The sequence below is a fragment of the Mycobacterium sp. E3251 genome (assembly GCF_001666835.1).
Taxonomy (GTDB): domain Bacteria; phylum Actinomycetota; class Actinomycetes; order Mycobacteriales; family Mycobacteriaceae; genus Mycobacterium.
Map to the genome: position 1 here is coordinate 1 of NZ_LZJF01000043.1, position 21,691 is coordinate 21,691.

Genomic DNA, 21,691 nt, shown 5'->3' on the forward strand with positions numbered 1-21,691 from the left:
CGTCCAGCGCGGACACGTCGTGCACGGAGGCGATGGTGGCGACCACGACGCCGGGTGCCTCGGGCGTCGCGGCCGGCATCCGCAAGACCTGGATCTTCCAGGCCTTCGACGATGAGCACGAGGTGCTGATCATGTCGGAGCTGCCCGACGAGGAAAGCGCGCGGCGCTGGATCGAGCATCCCGACGCCGCGGCCGAGTGGATGTCCGGCGCCGGAATGGGGCCGTACCCACCGATATTCGTCGGCCGATTCACCAACATGATGCGCATCGAGGCGGACTGAGCGGCACCGCGATGTTCGTGTGCCTGTGTAACGGGGTCACCAGCCAAACGGTGACGGAGGCGGTGGCGGCCGGGGCCTGCACCACCAAGGACGTCGCCCAGGCGTGCGGAGCGGGCGCCGACTGCGGGCGGTGCCGGCGCACCGTACAGGAGATGCTGCGCTCGGCCGACCCGACCGGCGGGCCGACTCGCTCCGGGCCCCGCTAGCGGCGCACGCTGCCGTCCGGCGACATCGGCTGGACGAGTTCGACAAGCAGCGGCGGGATTTCGAGCCGCGGCAAGACCACCTCGACGAGCACCATGCGGTCCCGATGCTCCGCCGCGGCGATCAGGGCGTCGTCCAGCTCACCGTAGGTCTGCACCCGGAACGCGAGGTGATTGGCGACCCCCAGCGCGTTGGGGATGTCCGTCCACTTCCAATTCACGATGTCGTTGTACGGCGCCGTCTCTCCGTGGATCGCCCGTTCGACGGTGTAGCCGTCGTTGTTGACCACCACGATGACGGGGGACAGCCCTTCGCGCGAGAAGGTGCCGAGCTCTTGGACGGTCAGTTGGGCGGCGCCGTCGCCGATGAGCAGCACGGTCCGGCGGTCCGGATGTGCCACGCCGGCGCCCAGTGCGGCGGGCAGCGTGTAACCGATTGAGCCCCAAAGGGGTTGGCCGATGAACGTGACACCCTGGGGCAACCGGTGGTCGGCCATGCCGTAGAAGGAGGTGCCCTGGTCGGCGAGGACCACGTTGCCCGGCGTGAGGGCCGTGCAGAGGCGGTCCCACAGCATCTCTTGCGTCACCGGTTGATCGCGCGGCGGGGGTGGGGGCAGATCGTCGGCGGGCGGCGCCGCCACCGGAGGTGACGTGATCGGACGCCGGGTCAGGATGGTCGACAGCGCCTCCAGCGCGGCGCCCATCTCCAGCGGCGCGAAGACCTCGCCGGCCACACTGCTTTGGTACTGCCCGACGTCGATGGTCCGCGCCGGGTCGATCCGCTGGCTGAAGAAGCCGCTGACCATGTCGGTGAACACCACGCCCGCGGTCACCAGGACCGGTGCCTCCTCGATCCCGGTGCGCACCGCCGGGACGCTGGCCGAGCCGGCGTAGATTCCCAGGTAGTTGGGCGAGCTTTCGTCGAGCAGGCTTTTGCCCCACATCAGGGTGGCGTAGGGCACCACGTCGGCCGCCAGCAGCGCCTCGAGTTCCTTGACCACCTGCAACCGGTGCACCAGCAAGTCGGCCAACACGGTCAGCTGGTGGTCGGCGATGAGCCCGGAGGCGGCCTCGGCGAACAGGGACAGCGCGCGCGGGCTGGTGCCGCCGGGGTAGCGGGGCAGCGGATCACCGGGCGGCTCGGTGGGGAAGCGCGCCACGTCGGTCGACAGCAGGATGTACCCGGGCCGCTTCTGCTCGCGCACCTCCGAGAGCACCCGGTCGATCTCACGGCGGGCGTTCGCGGGCATGAGGTTGGCCTGGGCGCAGGTGATCTCGCGGCTGACCCGGAAGAAGTGCTCGAAGTCGCCGTCACCCAGCGAATGGTGCAGCGCGCGCCGGGTGCCCTGCGCGTCCTTGGACGGCCCGCCGACGATGTGCACCACGGGCACCTGTTCGGCATAGCTGCCCGCGATGGCGTTGGCCGCGGACAATTCGCCCACGCCGAAAGTCGTTACCACGGCGGACATTCCGCGCAGGCGGCCGTATCCGTCGGCGGCGTAGCCGGCGTTCAGCTCGTTGGCGTTGCCCACCCAGCGGATGCTGGGGTGCGCGACGATGTGGTCGAGGAATTCCAGGTTGTAGTCGCCGGGAACGCCGAAGATCTCGGTGACGCCGAGTTCGGCGAGGCGGTCCAGCAGGTAGTCGCCGACGGTGTAGACGGGCTCGGTCGCTGCGTCAGGCACAAGCACGACGGTACCTCGGTCGAATCCGTTCCGGGCGGGACGCCGTTTCAGTATCGTGCGGGCCATGGCACTCAAGGAATCCCGCGACATCGTCATCGAAGCCAGCCCGGAGGAGATCCTGGACGTCATCGCCGATTTCGAGGCGATGCCGGAATGGTCCGAACCCCACCAGAGTGCGGAGGTCCTCTCGACCGGGGACGACGGGCGGCCCAGCCAAGTGAAAATGAAGGTGAAGGTCGCCGGGATCACCGACGAACAGGTGGTGGCCTACACCTGGGCGGACGACGCGGTGAGCTGGACGCTGGTGAGTTCCTCGCAGCAAAAGGCGCAGGACGGCAAGTACACCCTGATACCGCAGGGCGAGGCGACCCTGGTGAAGTTCGAGCTCCTCGCGGACCCGAATGTGCCACTGCCCGGATTCGTCCTGAAACGCGCCGTCAAGGGCACCATCGATTCGGCGACCAAGGCGCTGCGCGAGCGGGTGCTGAAAGTGAAGAAGGGCAACTAATCGCGGTGGACGACGGCGGCCCCCTCGCCGGGGTGAAGGTGATCGAGCTCGGCGGCATCGGACCGGGCCCGCACGCCGGGATGATGCTCGCCGACCTCGGGGCCGATGTGGTGCGCGTGCGGCGCCCGGGTGGCCTCACGATGCCGCCCGAGGACCGCGATCTGCTGCACCGCGGGAAGCGGATCGTCGACCTCGACGTCAAGGCGCAGCCTCAGGCGCTGCTCGATCTCGCCGCCAAAGCCGACGTGTTGCTGGACTGTTTCCGGCCCGGCACCTGCGAGCGGCTCGGCATCGGTCCCGACGAGTGTGCGGCGGTCAATCCGCGACTGATCTTCGCGCGAATCACCGGCTGGGGGCAGGACGGCCCGCTGGCCCAGACGGCGGGGCACGACATCAACTACCTGTCGCGGACCGGCGCGCTCTCGGCGCTGGGCTACGCTGACCGGCCCCCGATGCCGCCGCTGAATCTCGTCGCCGACTTCGGTGGCGGTTCGATGCTGGTGCTGCTCGGCATCGCGGTCGCGCTGTACGAGCGCGAACGTTCGGGCCGGGGGCAGGTCATCGACGCGGCGATGGTGGACGGCGTCAGCCTGCTCGCTCAGATGATGTGGACGATGAAGGCGACCGGGGCGCTGCGTGACCGGCGCGAGTCGTTTCTGCTCGACGGCGGCGCGCCGTTCTACCGCTGCTACGAGACCTCCGACGGCAAATACGTGGCCGTCGGAGCCATCGAGCCGCAATTCTTCGCGGCGCTGCTGACCGGCCTCGGCCTGTCGCCCGAGGAGGTGCCCGGCCAGCTCGACGTCGGGGCGTACCCGCAGATGTACGAGGTCTTCGCGAAACGGTTCGGCAGCCGGACACGCGAGGAGTGGACGACCATCTTCGCCGGCACCGATGCGTGCGTCACTCCGGTGCTGACGTGGAGCGAAGCGGCGGGCGACGAACACCTGCGGGCGCGGTCCACGGTGATCACCGCCCACGGCGTCGACCAGGCCGCACCCGGTCCGCGCTTCTCGCGCACCCCGGCCGCACCGGTCGGGCGACCGCCCGCGGCCACCACGCCCCTCGCCGAAATCGACTGGTAGACAACCTGTTACGTCGAACCATTCCGCACCGGGGCTGGCATTGCTAGGTTGAGCGCAGTGGCCGTAAAAGCATCACGGGAATTCGTCGTCGACGCGCCGCCAGAAGTGGTCATGGAGGCGCTGACCGATGTCTGCGTACTGGCGGAGTGGTCACCGCTCCACAAACACATCGAAGTGATCGACCGTTATCCCGACGGTCGGCCCCACCATGTGAAGACGACGATCAAGATTCTCGGGCTCGTCGACAAGGAAGTCCTGGAATATCACTGGGGTCCCGATTGGGTCGTCTATGACGCCAGAGGGACTTCCCAGCAGCACGGCCAGCACGTCGAGTACAACCTCAAACCCGAAGGTCTCGACAAGACCCGGGTGCGCTTCGACGTCACGGTCGAGCCGGGCCGGCCGATGCCCGCCTTCATCGTCCGGCGGGCCAGCGAAAGCGTTCTCGACTCATCGGTAAAGGGGTTGTGCGAATTGGTAAAGCGCGGCAAAGGTTCGACGGAGCCGCAATAGTCGGCGGCTCGCATTTTGCGTGCGCCAGCGGCTGAGCGGTTGCTAACTTATTAGCAGTGGCCGTTCAAGCGTCGTCGGAAATCGTCATTGACGCGCCTCCGGAAGTGATCATGGAGGCGCTGGCCGACATGGACGCCGTGCCGTCATGGTCGTCGGTACACAAGCGGGTCGAAGTCGTAGACAAGCATCCCGACGGCCGACCGCACCACGTGAAGGTCACCATCGCGGTGACCGGCATCCACGACACGGAGCTGCTCGAATACCACTGGGGCCCGGACTGGATGGTGTGGGACGCCCAGAAGACTGCCCAGCAACGCGGCCAGCACGGGGAGTACACCCTTACCAGGGAGGGCTACGACACGACCAGGGTGCGGTTCGCCATCACGGTCGAACCATTCGCCCCGCTGCCCGAGTTCTGGGTCAGCCGGGCCCGCAAGAAGATCCTCGATTCCGCGCTGGAGGGACTGCGTAAGCGCGTGATGGAGGGTTTCGGCCCTGCTACGTAGCCGACCGGTCACGCAGGGTGGCCAGCCGCCTGATCGCCTCGTCGAGTGTGTCTTCGCGTTTGCAGAAGGTGAACCGCACCAGGTGATTCCACACGTCGGGATGGGAGCCCGCCGGATCGCAGAACGGCGACAGCGGAATGGCCGCCACCCCGACCTTTTCGGGTAGCGCCGCACAGAACACGGCGCTGTCGTCGTAGCCCAGGGGGCGGGGGTCGGCACACAGGAAGTAGGTGCCGGCGCTGTCGTGCACCTCGAAGCCGATCTCGGACAGCCCGGCGGCCAGCCGATCGCGACGGGCCCGCAAAGAGCTGCAAAGCCCGGCCACCCACGCGTCCTCGGTGTCGAGCGCGAGAGCCACCGCGGGCTGGAACGGCGCGCCTGAAACATAGCTCAGGTACTGCTTGGCCGCACGCACCCCGGCGATGAGTTCCGCTGGGCCACAAGCCCATCCGATTTTCCAGCCGGTGCAGTTGAACATCTTGGCCGCGCTGGAGATGGTGATCGTCCGCTCGGCCATGCCGTCGAAGCCGGCCAGGGGCAAGTGCCGATGGCCGTCGAACATCAGGTGCTCGTACACCTCGTCGGTGATCACCAAGAGGTCGGCGGCGACGGCGACCTCCGCGATGGCGGTCAGCTCGGCCGCGCTGAGCACCGTTCCGGTCGGGTTGTGCGGTGAGTTGACGATCAGCGCGCGGGTCCGGGGCGTCACCGCCCGGCGCAGGGCGTCGGCGTCCAAGGCGAATCCGCGGCCGTGGGGGACCAGGGGCACGGTGACCCGGTGCGCGCCGGCCATCGCCACCACCGGGGAGTAGGAGTCGTAGAACGGCTCGATCAGCAGGACCTCCGAGCCGGGCTCGATCAGGCCCAGCACAGCGGACGCGATGGCCTCGGTCGCACCGACCGTCACCAGCACTTCGGTGTCGGGGTCGTATTCGATGCCGAAGTGCCGCCGCCGCTGGGCGGCGATGGCGTGCCGCAGCGGTGCGACGCCGATGCCGGGCGGGTACTGGTTGTTCCCCTCGGCGATGGCGTCCTGGGCGGCCTTCAACATGGCCGCGGGCCCGTCCTCGTCCGGGAAGCCCTGGCCGAGGTTGACCGCGCCGACCCGCGCGGCCAGCGCCGACATCTCGGCGAACACCGTCGTCGCGTAGGGACGCAGTCGCGAGACCGTCATGCTGGTCGAGCTTAGGGTGGCCGACGAAGCGCGAGTGTGCGGCTGGCCGCGCATTGGCAGCCGAGTGTGCGGCCAGCCGTACCGTCGGCATACTGACCAGCGGTGATCGGCCCAACCAACAGGTTGGCCGGGCACTTTGTTAGGGTGCGGTATCTGGACCTACCTTTAATACGGATCCGAAACCCACCTGTGAAGAGGAACTCGACATGTCCGAAGAAGCCTTCATCTATGAGGCCATCCGCACACCGCGGGGCAAGCAAAAAAACGGCTCGCTGAACGAGGTCAAGCCGGTAAACCTCGTCGTCGGACTGGTCGACGAGCTGCGCAGGCGCAACCCCGACCTGGACGAGAACCTGATCAGCGACCTGATCCTCGGCGTGGTGTCGCCGGTCGGTGACCAGGGCGGCGACATCGCCCGGACCGCGGCGCTGGTGGCTGGGCTGCCCGAGACCACCGGCGGCGTGCAGCTCAACCGGTTCTGCGCCTCGGGCCTCGAGGCCGTCAACACGGCCGCCCAGAAGGTGCGCTCCGGCTGGGACGACCTGGTGCTGGCCGGCGGTGTGGAGTCGATGAGCCGCGTCCCGATGGGCTCCGATGGCGGCGCCTGGGCGCTCGACCCCGAGACCAACTACCGGATCGGTTTCGTGCCGCAGGGCATCGGCGCCGACCTGATCGCCACCATCGAGGGCTTCTCCCGCGAGGACGTCGACGCCTACGCGCTGCGCTCGCAGCAGAAGGCCGCCGAGGCCTGGTCGGGCGGCTACTTCGCCAAGTCGGTCGTGCCGGTGCGCGACCAGAACGGTCTGGTCATCCTCGACCACGACGAGCACATGCGGCCCGAAACCACGATGGAGGGCCTGGCCAAGCTGAAGACCGCGTTCGACGGCATCGGCGAAATGGGCGGCTTCGACGACGTGGCGCTGCAGAAGTACCACTGGGTCGAAAAGATCAACCACGTGCACACCGGCGGCAACAGCTCGGGCATCGTCGACGGCGCCGCGCTGGTGCTGGTCGGCTCCGAGGCTGCCGGCAAGTCGCAGGGCCTGACCCCGCGCGCTCGCATCGTCGCCACGGCGACCAGCGGTTCCGACCCGGTCATCATGCTGACCGGTCCGACCCCGGCGACCCGCAAGGTCCTCGACCGCGCCGGACTGACCGTCGACGACATCGACCTGTTCGAACTGAACGAGGCGTTCGCGTCGGTGGTGTTGAAGTTCCAGAAGGACCTCAACATTCCCGACGAGAAGCTGAACGTCAACGGTGGCGCCATCGCGATGGGCCACCCGCTGGGCGCCACCGGCGCCATGATCACCGGCACCATGGTCGACGAGCTCGAGCGCCGCAACGCGCGTCGCGCGCTGATCACGCTGTGCATCGGCGGCGGCATGGGTGTCGCCACCATCATCGAGAGGGTTTAAGACCATGGCAGAGAACACCATCCAGTGGGATAAGGATGCCGACGGCATCGTCACACTGACGCTCGACGACCCGACCGGGTCCGCGAACGTGATGAACGAGCACTACAAGGAATCGATGCACAAGGCCGTCGAACGCCTTGCCGCGGAGAAGGATTCGGTCACCGGCGTGGTGATCACGAGCGCGAAGAAGACGTTCTTCGCCGGCGGCGATCTCAAGAGCATGATCAACGCCGGCCCAGAGAACGCTGGCGACGTCTTTACCGAGGTCGAGGACATCAAGCGCGACCTGCGGGCCCTGGAGACCCTGGGCAAGCCGGTGGTGGCCGCCATCAACGGCGCCGCGCTCGGCGGCGGCCTGGAGATCGCGCTGGCGTGTCACCACCGCATCGCCGCGGACGTCAAGGGCCTCGTTGTGGGCCTGCCCGAGGTGACGCTGGGCCTGCTTCCCGGCGGGGGCGGCGTGGCGCGCACGGTGCGGATGTTCGGCATCCAGAACGCGTTCATGAACATCCTGTCGCAGGGCACTCGCTTCAAGCCGGACAAGGCCAAGGAGATCGGGCTGATCGACGAGCTCGTCGGCTCCGCCGAGGAACTGGTGCCCGCCGCCAAGGCGTGGATCAAGGCGAACCCCGACTCGCACACGCAGCCGTGGGATGCCAAGGGCTACAAGATGCCCGGCGGCACCCCGTCGAGCCCCGGGCTGGCCGGCATCCTGCCGTCGTTCCCGGCGCTGCTGAAGAAGCAGCTCAAGGGTGCGCCGATGCCGGCGCCGCGAGCCATCCTGGATGCGGCCGTCGAGGGTGCGCAGGTGGACTTCGACACCGCCACCCGCATCGAGAGCCGCTACTTCACCTCTCTGGTCACCGGCCAGGTCGCCAAGAACATGATCCAGGCGTTCTTCTTCGACCTGCAGCACATCAACGGCGGGGGCTCGCGCCCCGACGGGATCGAGCCGGTCAAGATCAACAAGATCGGTGTGCTGGGCGCGGGCATGATGGGCGCAGGCATCGCCTACGTCTCCGCCAAGGCCGGCTTCGACGTGGTGCTCAAGGACGTCAGCCTCGAGGCGGCGGAGAAAGGCAAGGGTTACTCGGAAAAGCTTGAGGCCAAGGCGCTTCAGCGTGGCAAGACCACCGAGGAGAAGAGCAAGGCGCTGCTCGGCCGCATCACGCCGTCGGCCGACCCCGCCGACTTCAAGGGCGTCGACTTCGTGATCGAGGCGGTGTTCGAGAACCAGGAACTCAAGCACAAGGTGTTCCAGGAGATCGAGGACATCGTCGAGCCGAACGCGCTGCTCGGGTCCAACACCTCGACGCTGCCGATCACCGGTCTGGCGACCGGCGTCAAGCGGCAGGAGGACTTCATCGGGATCCACTTCTTCTCGCCGGTCGACAAGATGCCACTGGTCGAAATCATCAAGGGCGAGAAGACTTCTGACGAGGCGCTGGCCCGCGTGTTCGACTACACGCTGGCCATCGGCAAGACCCCGATCGTGGTCAACGACAGCCGCGGCTTCTTCACCAGCCGCGTGATCGGCACGTTCGTCAACGAGGCCCTGGCGATGCTTGGTGAGGGCGTCGAACCGGCGTCGATCGAGCACGCCGGCTCGCAGGCCGGCTACCCGGCCCCGCCGCTGCAGCTGTCCGACGAGCTGAACCTCGAGCTGATGCACAAGATCGCGGCCGCCACCCGCAAGGGTGTCGAGGACGCGGGCGGCACCTACGAGCCGCACCCGGCCGAGGCCGTCGTGGAGAAGATGATCGAGATCGGCCGCCCGTCGCGGCTCAAGGGCGCGGGCTTCTACGAGTACGTCGACGGCAAGCGCACCGGGCTGTGGCCGGGCCTTCGGGAGACGTTCAAGTCCGGTTCGTCGGAGCCGCCGCTGCAGGACATGATCGACCGGATGCTGTTCGCCGAGGCGCTGGAAACCCAAAAGTGCCTCGACGAGGGCGTTTTGACCTCGACGGCCGACGCCAACATCGGCTCGATCATGGGCATCGGCTTCCCGCCGTACACCGGTGGTAGCGCGCAGTTCATCGTCGGCTACGAGGGTGCGGGCGGTAAGGGCAAGGAAGCCTTCGTGGCCCGTGCCCGTGAGCTGGCCGCCAAGTACGGCGACCGCTTCAACCCGCCGAAGTCGCTGACGTAGGTTCCCGCGTACGCAAAAGCCCCCGAACACGTTGTGTTCGGGGGCTTTTGCGTGGGCTGACACGCGGGACATAAAACGTTGCGACGGCGTACGGCGTGTCGTCGCACCTGGTTATGTGTCGCGGCGCTGGAAGAGGTAGTACCGGGCCGGCGTCTTCTCGGCGCGGTCCAGCTCGCGCTCGTCGCCGGCCGACAGCATCGTCCAGGTGGGCGCGAAGCGTCGTTCCATCTCGGTGTGGTCGATGCCGCGCACTCCCACCCTGCCGCCGGGAACGAATGCGACGATCAGCAGCCGCGCGTCGGGGGCAGCCACCGCGCTGATCTCCCGGACATAGGCCTCGCGATCGTCGTCGCTCATGTTGTGCAGGCAACCGTTGTCGACGATCAACTCGAAGTTCGAGCCGACGCCGGTCCGGCTCAGCTGTGTGACGTCGGCCTGGACGAAGTCGACCGCCGCGCCGGCGGCCCCTGCCTTGGCGCGTGCCCGCTCGAGGGGCTTGGCGACGAAGTCGACCGCGGTGACCTTCCAACCGTGCTGGGCGAGATAGATCGAGCAGTCACCGGTTCCGCACCCGACTTCGAGGGCCGAGCCCCGCGGGAGCGCAGGCGTGTCGGCCGTCCCCTCGACCAGGCTCCGCACGCTCTGCGCGAGCGGGTGACCGTCCCAGGGAGTGAAGCCGATGCGGTAGAAAATCCGAAACAGCGTCTGCTTGGAAGCCATACCCCACCCTAAGCGTGATCGCCGCGGGGTTACTTGGAGGCGGCGGCGATGCGGCGCCATTGCTCGCGGGGGAATTCCCTCGGGTCTCCCGTGAGCACCTGCACGCAGACGTGGTCGGCGCCGGCCGCGTGGTGCTCGGCGATCCTGGCCAATACGGCCTGTTCGTCACCCCACGCGATGATCGCGTCGACGAGCCGATCGCTCACCTGCGACAGGTCTTCTTCCGAAAAGCCGCTGCGCAGTAAGTTGTTCGCGTAGTTCGGCAGGCCCAGGTATCCCCGGAGGAAGTCGCGCCCGATACGGCGGGCCTCGTCCGCGTCCTCGGTGAGGACGACGGCCTGTTCCGGCAGCAGCAGAGGTTCCTCGCCCAGCACAGAACGGGCGAAGGCGGTGTGGTCGGGGCTCACCAGGTAGGGGTGGGCCCCGCGGGCGCGGGTCGCGGCCAGTTCCAACATCTTCGGGCCGAGCGCGGCCAAGACCCGACTTTCGGCCGGTACGGGACGTGGGGCGGCATCGAGCCCGTCCAGGAACGCCGCCGTCGCCGCCAGCGGTTTGCGGTATCGCCCGGGTTGGCCCGCATCGATCAGCGGCGCGTGGCTGACGCCGATGCCCAGCAGGAAGCGGTTCCCGTGCTCGGCGGTCAACGTCGCATAGGAGTCAGCGACGTCGCCGGTGGCATGCATCCACAGGTTGAGGATCCCGGTGGCGATCACGGTCCGCTTGGTCGCGGCGAGCAAGTTGCCGACCGCGTCGAACACCGGGCCGCCGACGTCGGGTATCCACAGCGCCGGAAAGCCCAATTCGTCCAATTCCGCTGCCGCCTCGGCGGATTCGGACGGATCGCCGTATCGCAGTTGACTGCTCCAGATTCCCACGCCGGTTAGTTCCATGGGCGGTCGTTCCTTTCGTTCGCTTGTAGGTCGGTTGCGCTGTAGTCGGGCACGAACATCGAATCGTGCATCCGGACGCCGTTGGCGTTCAGCCTCGCCAGCGACCGCGAAAGCGAGCCGGGCAGCAGCGAGACCAATTGGGCGCCACGGGTCAATGCCCACAGCCCGAGTCGCGAGCCGGGGATGATGCCCTTGGCGGCACCGCGGGCGAATGCCCGGCTGCGGTGCACCGGTTCGCGCATCTGCAACTCGTAGGCCGCGAACGCGCGCAAGTGGTCGCCGTCCGCCCGGGCGAGCTCGCCGGCCAGCACGTAGGCGCCGAGCACGGCAAGGCTGGTGCTGCCGCCCACCGCGGGGCCGGGGCAGTATCCGGCGTCACCGACGAGGGTCACCCGCCGGCGGGACCATCTGTCGAGCCGCAGCTGGCTGATCGAATCGAAGTAGAACGCGGGCGTGCGGTCGACCTCGCCCAGCCAATCGTCCACCTGCTCGTGCATGCCTGCGAACGTGTCGCGCAGTATTGCCTTCTGCCGCAATACATCCCGATGGTCGTAGTCGAGCTCTTGTTTGGTGCGGAACAGGAAGACGGCGCGCGCGTCGTCCAGGTGTTCGGCGGTGTAGATAGCCGCGAGCCGGCCCACGCCGACGTGACAGGTCATCTCGCCACGACCGGCCAGTGCCTTGGGCGCCGACACCACCGCCAGATAGCCGCCGAGGAACCGGGTGAGGTTCGCTTCGTCGCCAAAGGTCAGCTGCCGGACGTTGGAGTGCAGCCCGTCGGCACCGACGACGACGTCGAACCGGCGGGCAGGGCCATGCTCGAACGTCACCTCGCCGTCGTGGTCGATCGAGGTGATCGAGTCACCGAACAGGTACTCGACGTGATCGCGACCGGCGGCGTAATAGATTTCGCTGAGGTCGTCGCGCATGATCTCCACGTGCCGGTCCGACGTGGCGGCGTAGATCTTGGTGAGGTCGATCTCGAAGGCCCGCGGGCGGCCTTCCCGATGCATGGTCATGCGGTTCGTTCCGGTGGCGAGCGCCTCGATCTGGGGCAGGACACCCATGTCCGCCGAAATCTCCATCGCGGGACGGAACAGGTCGACGGCGTGGCCGCCGGTCTTGCGCAGGCTGGGCGCGCGCTCGACGACGGTGACGTCGAAGCCGTGCCGGGTCAGCCAGTAGGCCAGCACCGGGCCGGCGATGCTGGCGCCGGAGACCAGTACGCGCACGCCGACCTCCCGGTTGCTTGACGATGGGTAAGCCTAGCGGGGGCCTGGGAGTGGGCTGCCCGCGGCGGTGGAGGGAATTGCCTGCTGCCACGTGTTGGTCGAGCGCGGGTTAGAGTCCGTTGCTATGCGCTTCGGTCTCTTCATCCCGCAAGGCTGGCGAATGGATCTGGTCGACATCGAACCGGAGAAGCACTGGGCGGTGATGCGCGATCTGGCCGTCTACGCCGACGGCAGCGCGTGGGACTCGCTGTGGGTCTACGACCATTTCCACACCGTCCCGGTGCCGACGGGTGAGGCCACGCACGAGGCGTGGTCGCTGATGGCCGCATACGGGGCGGTCACCTCGCGGATCAAACTCGGCCAGATGTGCACCGCGATGAGCTACCGCAATCCGGTGTACCTGGCCAAAGTCGCGGCGACCGCCGACATCATCTCCGGTGGGCGGATTCAGATGGGCATCGGCGGCGGCTGGTACGAACATGAGTGGCGCGCTTACGGTTACGGTTTCCCGTCGGCCGGCGTGCGACTGGCCCGGTTGGACGAGGGCGTGCAGATCATGCGCGACGCCTGGCGCGACGGCGAGGTCAGATTCGACGGCAAGCACTACCAGGTGGACGGCGCCATCGTTTCCCCTAAGCCCCTGCAGGACAACGGGATTCCGCTGTGGATCGCCGGCGGCGGCGAGAAGGTGACCTTGCGCATCGCAGCGAAATACGCGCACTACACCAACTTCGCGCCGGAGCCCGAGGCGTTCGCCCACAAGTCCGAAGTGCTGGCGCAGCACTGTCAGCAGGTGGGCACCGACTTCGATGCCATCGTGCGGTCGGCCAACTTCAACGCGGTCGTCGGGACCTCCGACGCCGACGTCAAGGACAGGCTGCGGCGCGTCCGCGACCGCGTCGTCCGGTACGTGCCCGAGGCTGCCGCCGACGCGATGCTGGCCGCCGGCAGCGGACCCGATTCCGCGACGGGCACACCGGAACAGGTGATCGAGCGGATCGCCAGGCTCCGCGACCTCGGGTGCGAATACGCCATCTGCTACTTCCCGGAGGCCGCGTACGACCGCTCCGGCATCGAGTTGTTCGAGCGCGAGGTGATTCCCGCGCTCAGCTAGCCGTCAGATGTCGGAGGTGACGTACCTCTTCTTGACGGGGGGCTCGGCCAGCAGCGGCGGCAGGTCGGTGAGACGTCCTTCGCTGGCGCGAAACGCCCGGTAGGCCTCGTCCTGTTCGACCGTGTCCCACAGTTCGTAGATCAGCCAGTGGGTTTCGTCGTCCTCGTCGACGAGCACGTCGGTACCGAGGTTTCCGGCAAACGCCCGGGTGTCTCGCAGAGCCCGGCCCATGACATCGCGCGCCTGCGGCACCGCGTCGGGCTTGAATTTCAGTTCGAGTATCACCGTGACTGGCATGGTCGTCTCCTCGGTTGCGGCGGCGATCCCAACATATCTGCCCGGCGAGACGAACAATGAGAATGTGGTTTCCACTTTTCGGAAAGCTGTTATACGGTTCAGTGAGCAACATTCTGTTGGCCGCACCGTGGACGCTTGTGGAGGATCCCCCGATGCAGAAGGCACTCGCCCCCGAGATCTCGACCTGGCCCGATGACAGCCCACAGCTGATCGGCAGCCGGTGCGGCCGCTGCGGCGCCACGACCTTCCCGGTGCAGCAGTGGTGCCCGCGCTGCAGCGTCGGCGAGATGACCGACGTGCTGCTGCCGCGCCGCGGAACTCTCGTCGCGTGGACCACCCAGGGATTCCCGCCCGGGGCGCCCTATGCGGGCCCGACCGGCAAGGACTTCGTTCCGTTCGGTGTCGGGTTGGTCCAGCTCGATGACGTCATCCGGGTCGAGGGGCGGTTGACGGAGAACGACCCGGCCAAGCTGCAGTTCGGCCAGGAGGTCGAGCTCACCATGATTCCGCTGACCACCGACGACGAGGGCGCCGAAATCATGACGTTCGCGTTCCAGCCGGTCGCATAGGGAGGTTGCGATGACCAACGATGTCGCCATCATCGGCGTGGGCCTGCATCCGTTCGGCAGGTTCGACAAGACCGCGATGCAGATGGGCGCCGAGGCGATTCAAGCGGCGCTGAGCGACGCCGGGGTGGACTGGAAGGACATCCAGTTCGGTTTCGGCGGCAGCCACGAGGTGTCCAACCCCGACGCGGTCACCCGCCTGGTCGGCCTCACCGGCATCACGTTCACCAACGTGTTCAACGCATGTGCCACCGCGGCCAGCGCCATCCAGCAGACCGCCGACACCATCCGGCTGGGCAAGTACGACCTCGGCATCGCCATCGGGCTGGACAAGCACCCGCGCGGGGCGTTCACCGACGACCCCGCCAAGCTGGCGCTGCCGCAGTGGTACGCCCAGAACGGGCAGTTCGTCACCACCAAGTTCTTCGGGATGAAGGCCAACAAGTACCTGCATGACCACAACATCTCGCAGGCCACCCTGGCCAAGGTGGCGGCCAAGAACTTCCGCAACGGCGCACTGAACCCGAATGCGTTCCGGCGCAAGCCGATTTCCGAGGAAGAGATTCTCAATTCGGCCGTGCTCAACTATCCCTTGACCCAGTACATGTTCTGTGCGCCCGACGAGGGGGCCGCGGCGGTGATCATGTGCCGCGCCGATATGGCGCACAAGTTCACCGATAAGCCGGTGTACGTGCGAGCCTGCGAGATCCGCACCCGCCGCTACGGCGCTTACGAGGTGCATGCCACCTTCGCGCCGCTCGACGAGGACGTCTCCCCGACGGTCTACGCGGCCAAGGCGGCCTACGAGGCGGCCGGCATCGGCCCCGAGGACGTCGATGTCGCACAGCTCCAGGACACCGACGCCGGCAACGAGGTCATCCACATGGCCGAGACCGGCCTGTGCGCCGACGGTGAGCAGGAGAAGCTGCTGGCCGACGGCGCCACCGAGATCCACGGCTCGATGCCGGTCAACACCGACGGGGGGTTGATCGCCAACGGCGAGCCGATCGGTGCGTCGGGGCTGCGGCAGATGCACGAACTGGTGCGCCAGCTGCGCGGTGAGGCGGGCGAGCGTCAGGTGCCCGGCAGCCCGCGGGTCGGCCTGGCCCAGGTGTACGGCGCGCCGGGCACCGCCTCGGCGACCATCCTGTCGCTCTAGCTTCTAGCTCGGGCGTCGAGCGCCGTCAGACCGGAACCATGCGTGCGTTCCCAGATTTGATATCGCGGGCGATATCAAAATCCAAGAGGGCCACCTGGTTCGGAAAGCTCGGCGCTGCTAAATCGCCGGGCCCAGAAGGTCATCCGCGTCGCGGATGATGTAACCGTAGCCCTGCTCGGCCAGGAAACGCTGGCGGTGCGCGGCGTACTCGGCGTCCAGGCTGTCGCGCGCCACCACGGAGTAGAAGATGGCGCCACCACCGTCGGCCTTCGGCCGAAGAAGCCGGCCCAGCCGCTGCGCCTCCTCCTGGCGTGAGCCGAAGGTTCCCGAGACCTGGACCGCCACAGAGGCTTCCGGCAGATCGATGGAGAAGTTGGCGACCTTGGACACCACCAAAGTCGACACCTCGCCGCGGCGGAACGCGTCGAACAGCTCTTCGCGTTCCTTGGTTCGGGTGGACCCCTGGATCACCGGGGCGCTCAGCTCGGCGCCCAGCTCGTCGAGCTGGTCGAGGTAGGCGCCGATCACCAGCGTCTGCTCGCCGGGATGCTTGTCCAGGATCGACTTCACGACGGCGACCTTGGAGTGCGCCGTCGAGCAAACCTTGTATCGCTCTTCGGGTTCCGACGTGGCGTAGATCATCCGCTCGCTGTCGGTCATGGTGACCCGCACTTCGACACACTCGGCCGGCGCGATCCAGCCCTGGGCCTCGATGTCCTTCCACGGCGCGTCATAGCGCTTGGGGCCGATCAGCGAGAACACGTCGCCCTCGCGGCCGTCCTCGCGGACCAGCGTGGCGGTCAGGCCCAGGCGCCGTTTGGACTGCAGGTCGGCGGTCATCCGGAATACCGGGGCCGGCAGCAGGTGGACCTCGTCGTAGATGATCAGCCCCCAGTCGCGGCTGTCGAAGAGTTCCAGATGCCGGTACTCGCCCTTGGTCCGCCGGGTGATCATCTGATAGGTCGAGATGGTGACGGGCCGAATTTCCTTGCGCTCACCGGAATATTCGCCGACCTCATCTTCGGTCAGCGAGGTGCGTGCCACCAGTTCGCGCTTCCATTGCCGCGCTGCGACGACGTTGGTGACCAGGATCAGCGTCGTCGCGCTGGCCTTCGCCATCGCGGCCGCGCCAACCAGCGTCTTGCCGGCCCCGCACGGCAGGACCACCACGCCGGATCCGCCGGACCAGAACGAATCCGTGGCCATCTGCTGGTAGTCGCGCAGATGCCAGCCGTCCTGGGCCAGGCTGATCGGGTGCGCCTCGCCATCGACGTAGCCCGCGAGATCCTCTGCGGGCCAACCGATCTTGAGCAGCATCTGCTTGACGCGGCCGCGCTCGCTGGGGTGGACGACCACGGTGTCTTCGTCGATGCGGGCGCCGAGCATGGGTGCGATCTTCTTGTTGCGCAGCACTTCCTCGAGGACCGCCCGGTCGAAGCTCAGCAGCGTCAGTCCGTGCGCCGGGTGTTTGACCAATTGCAGGCGGCCGTAGCGGGCCATGGTGTCGACGATGTCGACCAGCAGCGGCTGGGGCACCGCGTAGCGGGAGAAGCTGACCAGCGCGTCGACGACTTGTTCGGCGTCGTGGCCGGCGGCGCGCGCGTTCCACAGCGCCAGCGGTGTGATGCGGTAGGTGTGCACGTGCTCGGGCGCACGCTCCAGCTCGGCGAACGGCGCGATGGCGGCGCGCGCCGCACCGGCCTGCTCGTGATCAACCTCGAGCAGCACCGTCTTGTCGGACTGCACAATCAACGGGCCGTCAGTCAATGGCGCCGCTCCCTTTCATCCTTTGCATCGTCACCACCCATTATCGGCCGTTGGCCGACACCACCGACGTGATGCGGTGGATGGCGAAGTCGCGCAATCGCCCCGACGCTGAGTCGAAGGCGCTCAACTGGCCGCCCCGAACGGTGATCGGCGACACAACCCGCTGGGTTGCGACACCCGCGGCATCCAAATAACCGATCACCAGCGTGTCTTGTTCCCTGGCCGCGCGCTGCAGCAACGACATGGTGACCGCCGGGTCGGCGCGACTGTTGCCGAACGGCGCGGCGGTCACCTTCCGCAGCACCGCCACCACAGCGTTCAGGCTCTCGCTGTTGGGCCGCGGCATCGGTCGATAGGGCCGCCGCTGTTGCGGAGTGGCCACCCGGGCCCCCCGGGGACGGACGTCGACGATAGCGCCGGTGGAGTCCTCGGCCGCGGGCGCGAAGCCCGCCGCCCGCAGCGCGACCAGCACCTCACTGATCGGCGCAGGGGACACCGCGACCGTCGGGGCAAGGGCACGCAGTTGCACCCCTTCGGTCGCGGGCGCGGACACGGCCTGGGCCAGCAGCGCCGGGTCCTCGCACCGCACGAACGAAGCCGCCATGCCGATACGCAGCTGGCCATGCCGGCGTGCGACATCGTCGATGAGGTAGGTGAGGCCCTGTGGGACAGGCGTTTTGGAGTGCTTTGCGAACAGGGCATGCATCCAGTCGCGGGTCTTCCCGACGTCGAGCGCATGCCGGATCGTCTGCTCGCTGATGCGGTACACCATCGCGGTACCGGCTGACTCGACGGTGGCCACCGCGGCCAGCTGCTCGGCGAGGTCGCGCTGCAGCGGGCCCGGCACCACCACGGTCAGGTCGGCCTGGACCAGGAAGTAATCGATCGGTTTGGGTAGGGCCCGCGCCATGGCGTCGATCGCGGCCTGGGAATCGGCGCCCTCGTCCAGCAGGGCGCGGCCGGGGGTACTCAGCGCTCCCCGCCCCACCAGGCCGAGCGCGTGGCTCTCGGCCAGCAGATCACCCACCGGCCCGGGCTGCAACCGTTTCGCCCAGCGCGGGCGCCGCCAAACGAGTGCCGCCGACGCGTCGACCGCGCTGACACCGGCGCCCGGCGGCAATTGGGCCAGCGTGCTGAGCAGCAGTCGGCGATCCAGCGGCGCCGCCGTCGAGTACAACGCATCCGTAAGGGCGCCATAGGGTTTGGCGTCGGGGCCGCGGGTTCCGATCAGAGCCGGCCGGCTCGGCAGGTCCAGCCAGGTACTGGCCAGCAGCTGCCAGCGCTCGGCGGTGGACAGCGCGGTGAACCGGTCGACGGCCACGGTCGGCGCCCAGTACGGTCCATCACCCGTGACCGGTTCCGGGTCGGGCATCCCGCTGGCGATCAGGCCGGCGGCGGCCGCCACCTCGAGAATCAGCCCCAGCCGGGACTCTTCGACGCCGGTCGCCTTGCTGAGCCGTTTGACGTCACGTATTCCCAGCCCGCCGCTGCGCAGCTCGGAAATCGGTGTGGCGGCGAGCGTTTCGATCAGGACGTCGAGTTCTCGCAGCAGGTCGATGGTGGCGCCGGCCGCCGCCGCGTCGACGTCGTCGGTGGTGGTGGTGGACGTCACCGGATCGGGCGCCGTCAGCCGCATGGGACCGGGCTGTTCGCCGCGCAGCACCTGTCCGACGTGGCGGGGCAGGATCACCGTCTCGGCGTCGATGCGTCGCAGCAGCCCCAGCGCCAGCAGCTGGGGCACCGGCCGGTCCGCGGGTGCGCCGGGTGCGGCGTCACGGGTGCGGCCCATCGGGGAACCCTCGAGAAGCTTGTCGAGCACGTCGCGCTGAGCCTGGCTGAGGCCGTCGAGGAGGTCGGCGATCTCCTCGCCGCTTCGCGAGGCGTCCTCGAGGGTGACTTGGCCCGGGTGCCACGGCAGGGCCGTGGCGGCGTCGGGTGCCAGGCGGAGCGCGGCGTCGCCCCACACCAGCGCGCGCTCCCGCAGATCGTCCAACGCCTTGGTCACGTCGGCCTCGGGCGCGCGCTCACCGATCAGCGCCAGCAGTTTCGGTGCCGGCACCGGCGCGGCATCAGCCTGCAGCACCAGCAGCGCGTCGAGCACCGCCAGCCGCAGGTAGTCGAGGTCGTCGGTGGCGGCCTTCACCGATTGGCGGGCCTGAGCGCGCGCGGCGAGCGCGGCGATGCTGCCGGGCGGGGGCTGGGCGAGGTCCGGCCGCAGCTCTAGCAGTCGGATCAGCCGCTCGTCGGGCAAGTCGGCCAACCACGACCCCAGCGGAATATCCGGGGTGTTGTCGGTCATTGCTGACCAGCGTAAAACAGTCGGCGGGTCGCCAGCAGGCAACGAATGTCTGGTCGACTGGCGGTCTTGCGGGACGCGCGCGAGGGCGACCTGTCAGAATGGATGGCGTGGCTGACACTGCTGAGCGTAAAGCGCGCAAGACCAGGTATGTCGACAACGGCTGGCCGACGACGGACCACGACGACCACGCGGTGAGCGAACTCGCGACCGACCGGACCGGCGCGTTGTCGCCATTCGGCGAGCTGGTGTTCCCGCTGCCCTCCACTGACCTGCCCTACCTGCACCCGGTCACCGTCGTTAACCGGTAGGCGCCAGGATGGCTAGGGCCTCTGAGGCCGCCAAGCCCGCGGCGACCTGGGCGTCGGGAGAATCCCCCTCGGGCGCGCTGTCACATCTGGACGATCGTGGGGCGGCGCACATGGTCGATGTCAGCGGTAAGGGAGCCACTAAGCGAACCGCCGTCGCGGCGGGTTCCTTGCATACGTCGCCGCGCGTGGTGGAGCTCATCTCGGCCGGGGGCCTGCCCAAGGGCGATGCGTTGGCCACGGCCCGGGTGGCGGGCATCCTGGCGGCCAAGCGCACCAGTGACCTGATCCCGCTCTGCCATCAGTTGGCGCTCACCGGGGTCGACGTCGATTTCACTGTGGGGGAGTCCGACATCGAGATCACCGCGACGGTGCGCAGCACCGACCGCACGGGTGTGGAGATGGAGGCGCTGACCGCCGTCAGCGTGGCCGGTCTGACGCTCTACGACATGATCAAAGCGGTTGACCCCGCCGCGCGCATCGATGACGTTCGGGTGCTGCGCAAGGAAGGCGGCAAAACCGGAACGTGGGTGCGGTGATGAGCGCCCGATCCGCCCGCGTCATCATCGCCTCGACCCGCGCGTCGACCGGGGTGTACGACGATCGGTGCGGCCCGATCATCGCCGAATGGCTTGGACAGCGCGGATTCTCGTGCGCCGAGCCGGAGGTGGTCGCCGATGGTGAGCCGGTCGGCGCGGCCCTGCGCAAGGCGGTCGACGACGGGGTCGACGTCATCATCACTTCCGGGGGCACCGGCATCTCCCCCAGCGACAGCACCCCCGATCAGACGGTGGCGGTGTTGGATTACATGATCCCTGGCCTGGCCGACGCCATCCGCCGGGCCGGCCTGCCGAAGGTGCCGACGTCGGTGCTGTCACGCGGTGTGTGTGGCGTGGCGGGACGGACCATGATCGTCAACCTGCCGGGTTCGCCCGGGGGCGTGCGCGACGGCCTGGGCGTGCTGGCCGATGTGATCGACCATGCGCTCGATCAGCTCGCCGGTGGAGACCACCAGCGATGACGCTCATCGTCCGCGCGGCCATGACCGATCACCCGATCGTGCTGGCCGAGCACGAAGAGCTCGTGGGCCATCAGTCGGCCGGCGCGATCGTCGGCTTCGTCGGCATGATTCGCGACCACGACGGCGGCCGGCGGGTGGTGCGGCTGGAGTACTCCGCGCATCCGTCGGCCGAAGAGGTCATGGCGGCTGTCGTGGCCGATGTCGCGGAGCAGTCCAGTGGGGTACGCGCCGTGGCGGCGAGCCACCGAACCGGGGTGCTGCACATCGGGGAGGCGGCGCTGGTGGCAGCGGTCGCCGCTGACCATCGTCAGGAGGCCTTCGCCACCTGCGCGCTTCTGGTCGACACCATCAAGGCGCGGCTACCGGTGTGGAAGCACCAGTTCTTCGACGACGGAACCGAAGAGTGGGTGGGCTCGGCCTGACGCCGTAGCGATTGGAATGCCGGCACGCCCCGAAGCGGGAACGTTCGAGGCGTGCCGGGCAGTCTGACGGGTGGAACTCAGGCGGACGGCTGCGCGATCGCGTCCAGCGCGTCGTTGCCCTGAATGTCCTGCGCCCGAATGGCGTCCCACAGCTGCTTCGTGTAGCCCACCGTGGAAACCTGCTGCGGCATGTTGGCCGGGACGAAACCGCGGAAGTCGTTGTCAACGACGGGCGCGTCCGCCGGGGGCGCCGGCGGCAGGTCCGCCGGAGGCGCGGGCGGCACGTCCGCGGGGGGCGCCGGGGGCATGGCGTCGGCCGGGGGCGCCGGCGGCAGGTCCGCCGGAGGCGCCGGCTTCGACCAGCCGGCGCCTCCGGC

At 68.2% G+C, this 21,691-nt stretch carries 22 protein-coding genes and 2 pseudogenes; 15 read left to right on the forward strand and 9 right to left on the reverse strand.

Annotated elements, in window-relative coordinates; genetic code table 11:
- A pseudogene (locus A5697_RS05710) lies at positions 1 to 281 on the forward strand (hypothetical protein); the annotation flags it as partial.
- 11 nt (positions 282 to 292) lie between these two features.
- Positions 293 to 487 (forward strand): bacterioferritin-associated ferredoxin, encoded by a 195-nt coding sequence (locus A5697_RS05715; protein WP_068008735.1) that lies wholly within the window; start codon positions 293 to 295, stop codon positions 485 to 487.
- Here A5697_RS05715 and A5697_RS05720 read toward each other — a convergent pair.
- On the reverse strand, positions 484 to 2,169 hold the full coding sequence (locus A5697_RS05720; RefSeq protein ID WP_068008774.1) for an alpha-keto acid decarboxylase family protein: 1,686 nt from the start codon (positions 2,167 to 2,169) through the stop codon (positions 484 to 486). The genes A5697_RS05715 and A5697_RS05720 overlap by 4 nt on opposite strands.
- 64 nt (positions 2,170 to 2,233) lie before the next feature.
- Between A5697_RS05720 and A5697_RS05725 the strand changes: the two genes are divergently transcribed.
- From A5697_RS05725 to A5697_RS05740, 4 genes are read left to right on the forward strand one after another with little or no spacing between them, the layout of a single operon-like run.
- Positions 2,234 to 2,677: an SRPBCC family protein gene (locus A5697_RS05725; RefSeq protein ID WP_067945796.1), complete on the forward strand. Its 444-nt coding sequence runs from the start codon at positions 2,234 to 2,236 to the stop codon at positions 2,675 to 2,677.
- A 5-nt stretch (positions 2,678 to 2,682) separates the two neighbouring features.
- Positions 2,683 to 3,762 (forward strand): CaiB/BaiF CoA-transferase family protein, encoded by a 1,080-nt coding sequence (locus A5697_RS05730; protein WP_082953256.1) that lies wholly within the window; start codon positions 2,683 to 2,685, stop codon positions 3,760 to 3,762.
- Positions 3,763 to 3,819: 57 nt separating this feature from the next.
- The gene (locus A5697_RS05735) at positions 3,820 to 4,275 is read left to right on the forward strand and encodes an SRPBCC family protein (protein ID WP_082953257.1); all 456 of its coding nucleotides are present in this window, start codon (positions 3,820 to 3,822) and stop codon (positions 4,273 to 4,275) included.
- A gap of 56 nt (positions 4,276 to 4,331) precedes the next feature.
- The gene (locus A5697_RS05740; protein ID WP_067945761.1) at positions 4,332 to 4,781 is read left to right on the forward strand and encodes an SRPBCC family protein; all 450 of its coding nucleotides are present in this window, start codon (positions 4,332 to 4,334) and stop codon (positions 4,779 to 4,781) included.
- Here A5697_RS05740 and A5697_RS05745 read toward each other — a convergent pair.
- Complete coding sequence (locus A5697_RS05745) at positions 4,774 to 5,955, reverse strand: pyridoxal phosphate-dependent aminotransferase (protein WP_068008738.1); 1,182 nt, start codon at positions 5,953 to 5,955, stop codon at positions 4,774 to 4,776. The genes A5697_RS05740 and A5697_RS05745 overlap by 8 nt on opposite strands.
- A gap of 206 nt (positions 5,956 to 6,161) precedes the next feature.
- Between A5697_RS05745 and A5697_RS05750 the strand changes: the two genes are divergently transcribed.
- Positions 6,162 to 7,373, forward strand: a complete 1,212-nt coding sequence (locus A5697_RS05750; RefSeq protein ID WP_068008741.1) for an acetyl-CoA C-acetyltransferase — start codon at positions 6,162 to 6,164, stop codon at positions 7,371 to 7,373.
- A gap of 4 nt (positions 7,374 to 7,377) precedes the next feature.
- Positions 7,378 to 9,522, forward strand: a complete 2,145-nt coding sequence (locus tag A5697_RS05755; RefSeq protein ID WP_068008744.1) for a 3-hydroxyacyl-CoA dehydrogenase NAD-binding domain-containing protein — start codon at positions 7,378 to 7,380, stop codon at positions 9,520 to 9,522.
- A 111-nt stretch (positions 9,523 to 9,633) separates the two neighbouring features.
- On the opposite strand, the gene A5697_RS05760 is transcribed toward A5697_RS05755, so the two are convergent.
- Genes A5697_RS05760 through A5697_RS05770 form a run of 3 tightly spaced genes read right to left on the reverse strand, consistent with a single transcriptional unit; the run spans position 9,634 to position 12,364 of the window.
- On the reverse strand, positions 9,634 to 10,242 hold the full coding sequence (locus A5697_RS05760) for a bifunctional 2-polyprenyl-6-hydroxyphenol methylase/3-demethylubiquinol 3-O-methyltransferase UbiG (RefSeq protein WP_068008747.1): 609 nt from the start codon (positions 10,240 to 10,242) through the stop codon (positions 9,634 to 9,636).
- 29 nt (positions 10,243 to 10,271) lie between these two features.
- The gene (locus tag A5697_RS05765; RefSeq protein WP_068008750.1) at positions 10,272 to 11,132 is read right to left on the reverse strand and encodes an LLM class F420-dependent oxidoreductase; all 861 of its coding nucleotides are present in this window, start codon (positions 11,130 to 11,132) and stop codon (positions 10,272 to 10,274) included.
- A complete protein-coding gene (locus A5697_RS05770; RefSeq protein WP_068008754.1) occupies positions 11,123 to 12,364 on the reverse strand; it encodes an FAD-dependent monooxygenase in 1,242 nt (413 codons plus the stop codon). The genes A5697_RS05765 and A5697_RS05770 overlap by 10 nt, the downstream gene beginning before the upstream one ends.
- Before the next feature lie 124 nt (positions 12,365 to 12,488).
- Between A5697_RS05770 and A5697_RS05775 the strand changes: the two genes are divergently transcribed.
- Positions 12,489 to 13,478: an LLM class F420-dependent oxidoreductase gene (locus A5697_RS05775; RefSeq protein ID WP_068008756.1), complete on the forward strand. Its 990-nt coding sequence runs from the start codon at positions 12,489 to 12,491 to the stop codon at positions 13,476 to 13,478.
- Between the two features lie 3 nt (positions 13,479 to 13,481).
- On the opposite strand, the gene A5697_RS05780 is transcribed toward A5697_RS05775, so the two are convergent.
- Positions 13,482 to 13,775 (reverse strand): putative quinol monooxygenase, encoded by a 294-nt coding sequence (locus tag A5697_RS05780; RefSeq protein WP_068008777.1) that lies wholly within the window; start codon positions 13,773 to 13,775, stop codon positions 13,482 to 13,484.
- Between the two features lie 152 nt (positions 13,776 to 13,927).
- Here A5697_RS05780 and A5697_RS05785 point away from each other — a divergent pair, with 152 nt between their 5' ends.
- Both A5697_RS05785 and A5697_RS05790 read left to right on the forward strand, forming a co-directional pair.
- Positions 13,928 to 14,344: a Zn-ribbon domain-containing OB-fold protein gene (locus tag A5697_RS05785; protein ID WP_068008780.1), complete on the forward strand. Its 417-nt coding sequence runs from the start codon at positions 13,928 to 13,930 to the stop codon at positions 14,342 to 14,344.
- A 10-nt stretch (positions 14,345 to 14,354) separates the two neighbouring features.
- Positions 14,355 to 15,500: a thiolase family protein gene (locus A5697_RS05790; protein ID WP_068008759.1), complete on the forward strand. Its 1,146-nt coding sequence runs from the start codon at positions 14,355 to 14,357 to the stop codon at positions 15,498 to 15,500.
- A 117-nt stretch (positions 15,501 to 15,617) separates the two neighbouring features.
- Here A5697_RS05790 and A5697_RS05795 read toward each other — a convergent pair whose 3' ends face one another.
- Both A5697_RS05795 and A5697_RS05800 read right to left on the reverse strand, forming a co-directional pair.
- Positions 15,618 to 17,267, reverse strand: a complete 1,650-nt coding sequence (locus A5697_RS05795; RefSeq protein ID WP_068008761.1) for a DNA repair helicase XPB — start codon at positions 17,265 to 17,267, stop codon at positions 15,618 to 15,620.
- A gap of 40 nt (positions 17,268 to 17,307) precedes the next feature.
- Positions 17,308 to 19,566 carry a helicase-associated domain-containing protein gene (locus A5697_RS05800; RefSeq protein WP_068008764.1) on the reverse strand — a complete coding sequence of 753 codons (2,259 nt, stop codon included), beginning with the start codon at positions 19,564 to 19,566 and terminating at the stop codon, positions 17,308 to 17,310.
- Positions 19,567 to 19,673: 107 nt separating this feature from the next.
- Between A5697_RS05800 and A5697_RS05805 the strand changes: the two genes are divergently transcribed.
- From A5697_RS05805 to A5697_RS05820, 4 genes are read left to right on the forward strand one after another with little or no spacing between them, the layout of a single operon-like run.
- The gene (locus A5697_RS05805; RefSeq protein ID WP_197500926.1) at positions 19,674 to 19,874 is read left to right on the forward strand and encodes a hypothetical protein; all 201 of its coding nucleotides are present in this window, start codon (positions 19,674 to 19,676) and stop codon (positions 19,872 to 19,874) included.
- A gap of 8 nt (positions 19,875 to 19,882) precedes the next feature.
- A complete protein-coding gene (moaC, locus tag A5697_RS05810; RefSeq protein ID WP_082953258.1) occupies positions 19,883 to 20,410 on the forward strand; it encodes a cyclic pyranopterin monophosphate synthase MoaC in 528 nt (175 codons plus the stop codon).
- Positions 20,410 to 20,892, forward strand: coding sequence for a molybdenum cofactor biosynthesis protein B (locus A5697_RS05815; protein WP_068008783.1), 483 nt, complete (start codon positions 20,410 to 20,412; stop codon positions 20,890 to 20,892). The genes moaC and A5697_RS05815 overlap by 1 nt, the downstream gene beginning before the upstream one ends.
- Entirely contained in the window at positions 20,889 to 21,314 is a 426-nt protein-coding gene (locus tag A5697_RS05820; protein ID WP_068008771.1) for a molybdenum cofactor biosynthesis protein MoaE, read from the forward strand. The genes A5697_RS05815 and A5697_RS05820 overlap by 4 nt, the downstream gene beginning before the upstream one ends.
- Before the next feature lie 77 nt (positions 21,315 to 21,391).
- Here the strand turns inward: A5697_RS05820 and A5697_RS27995 are convergent.
- Positions 21,392 to 21,691 (reverse strand): annotated as a pseudogene (locus tag A5697_RS27995) (resuscitation-promoting factor RpfA); the annotation flags it as partial.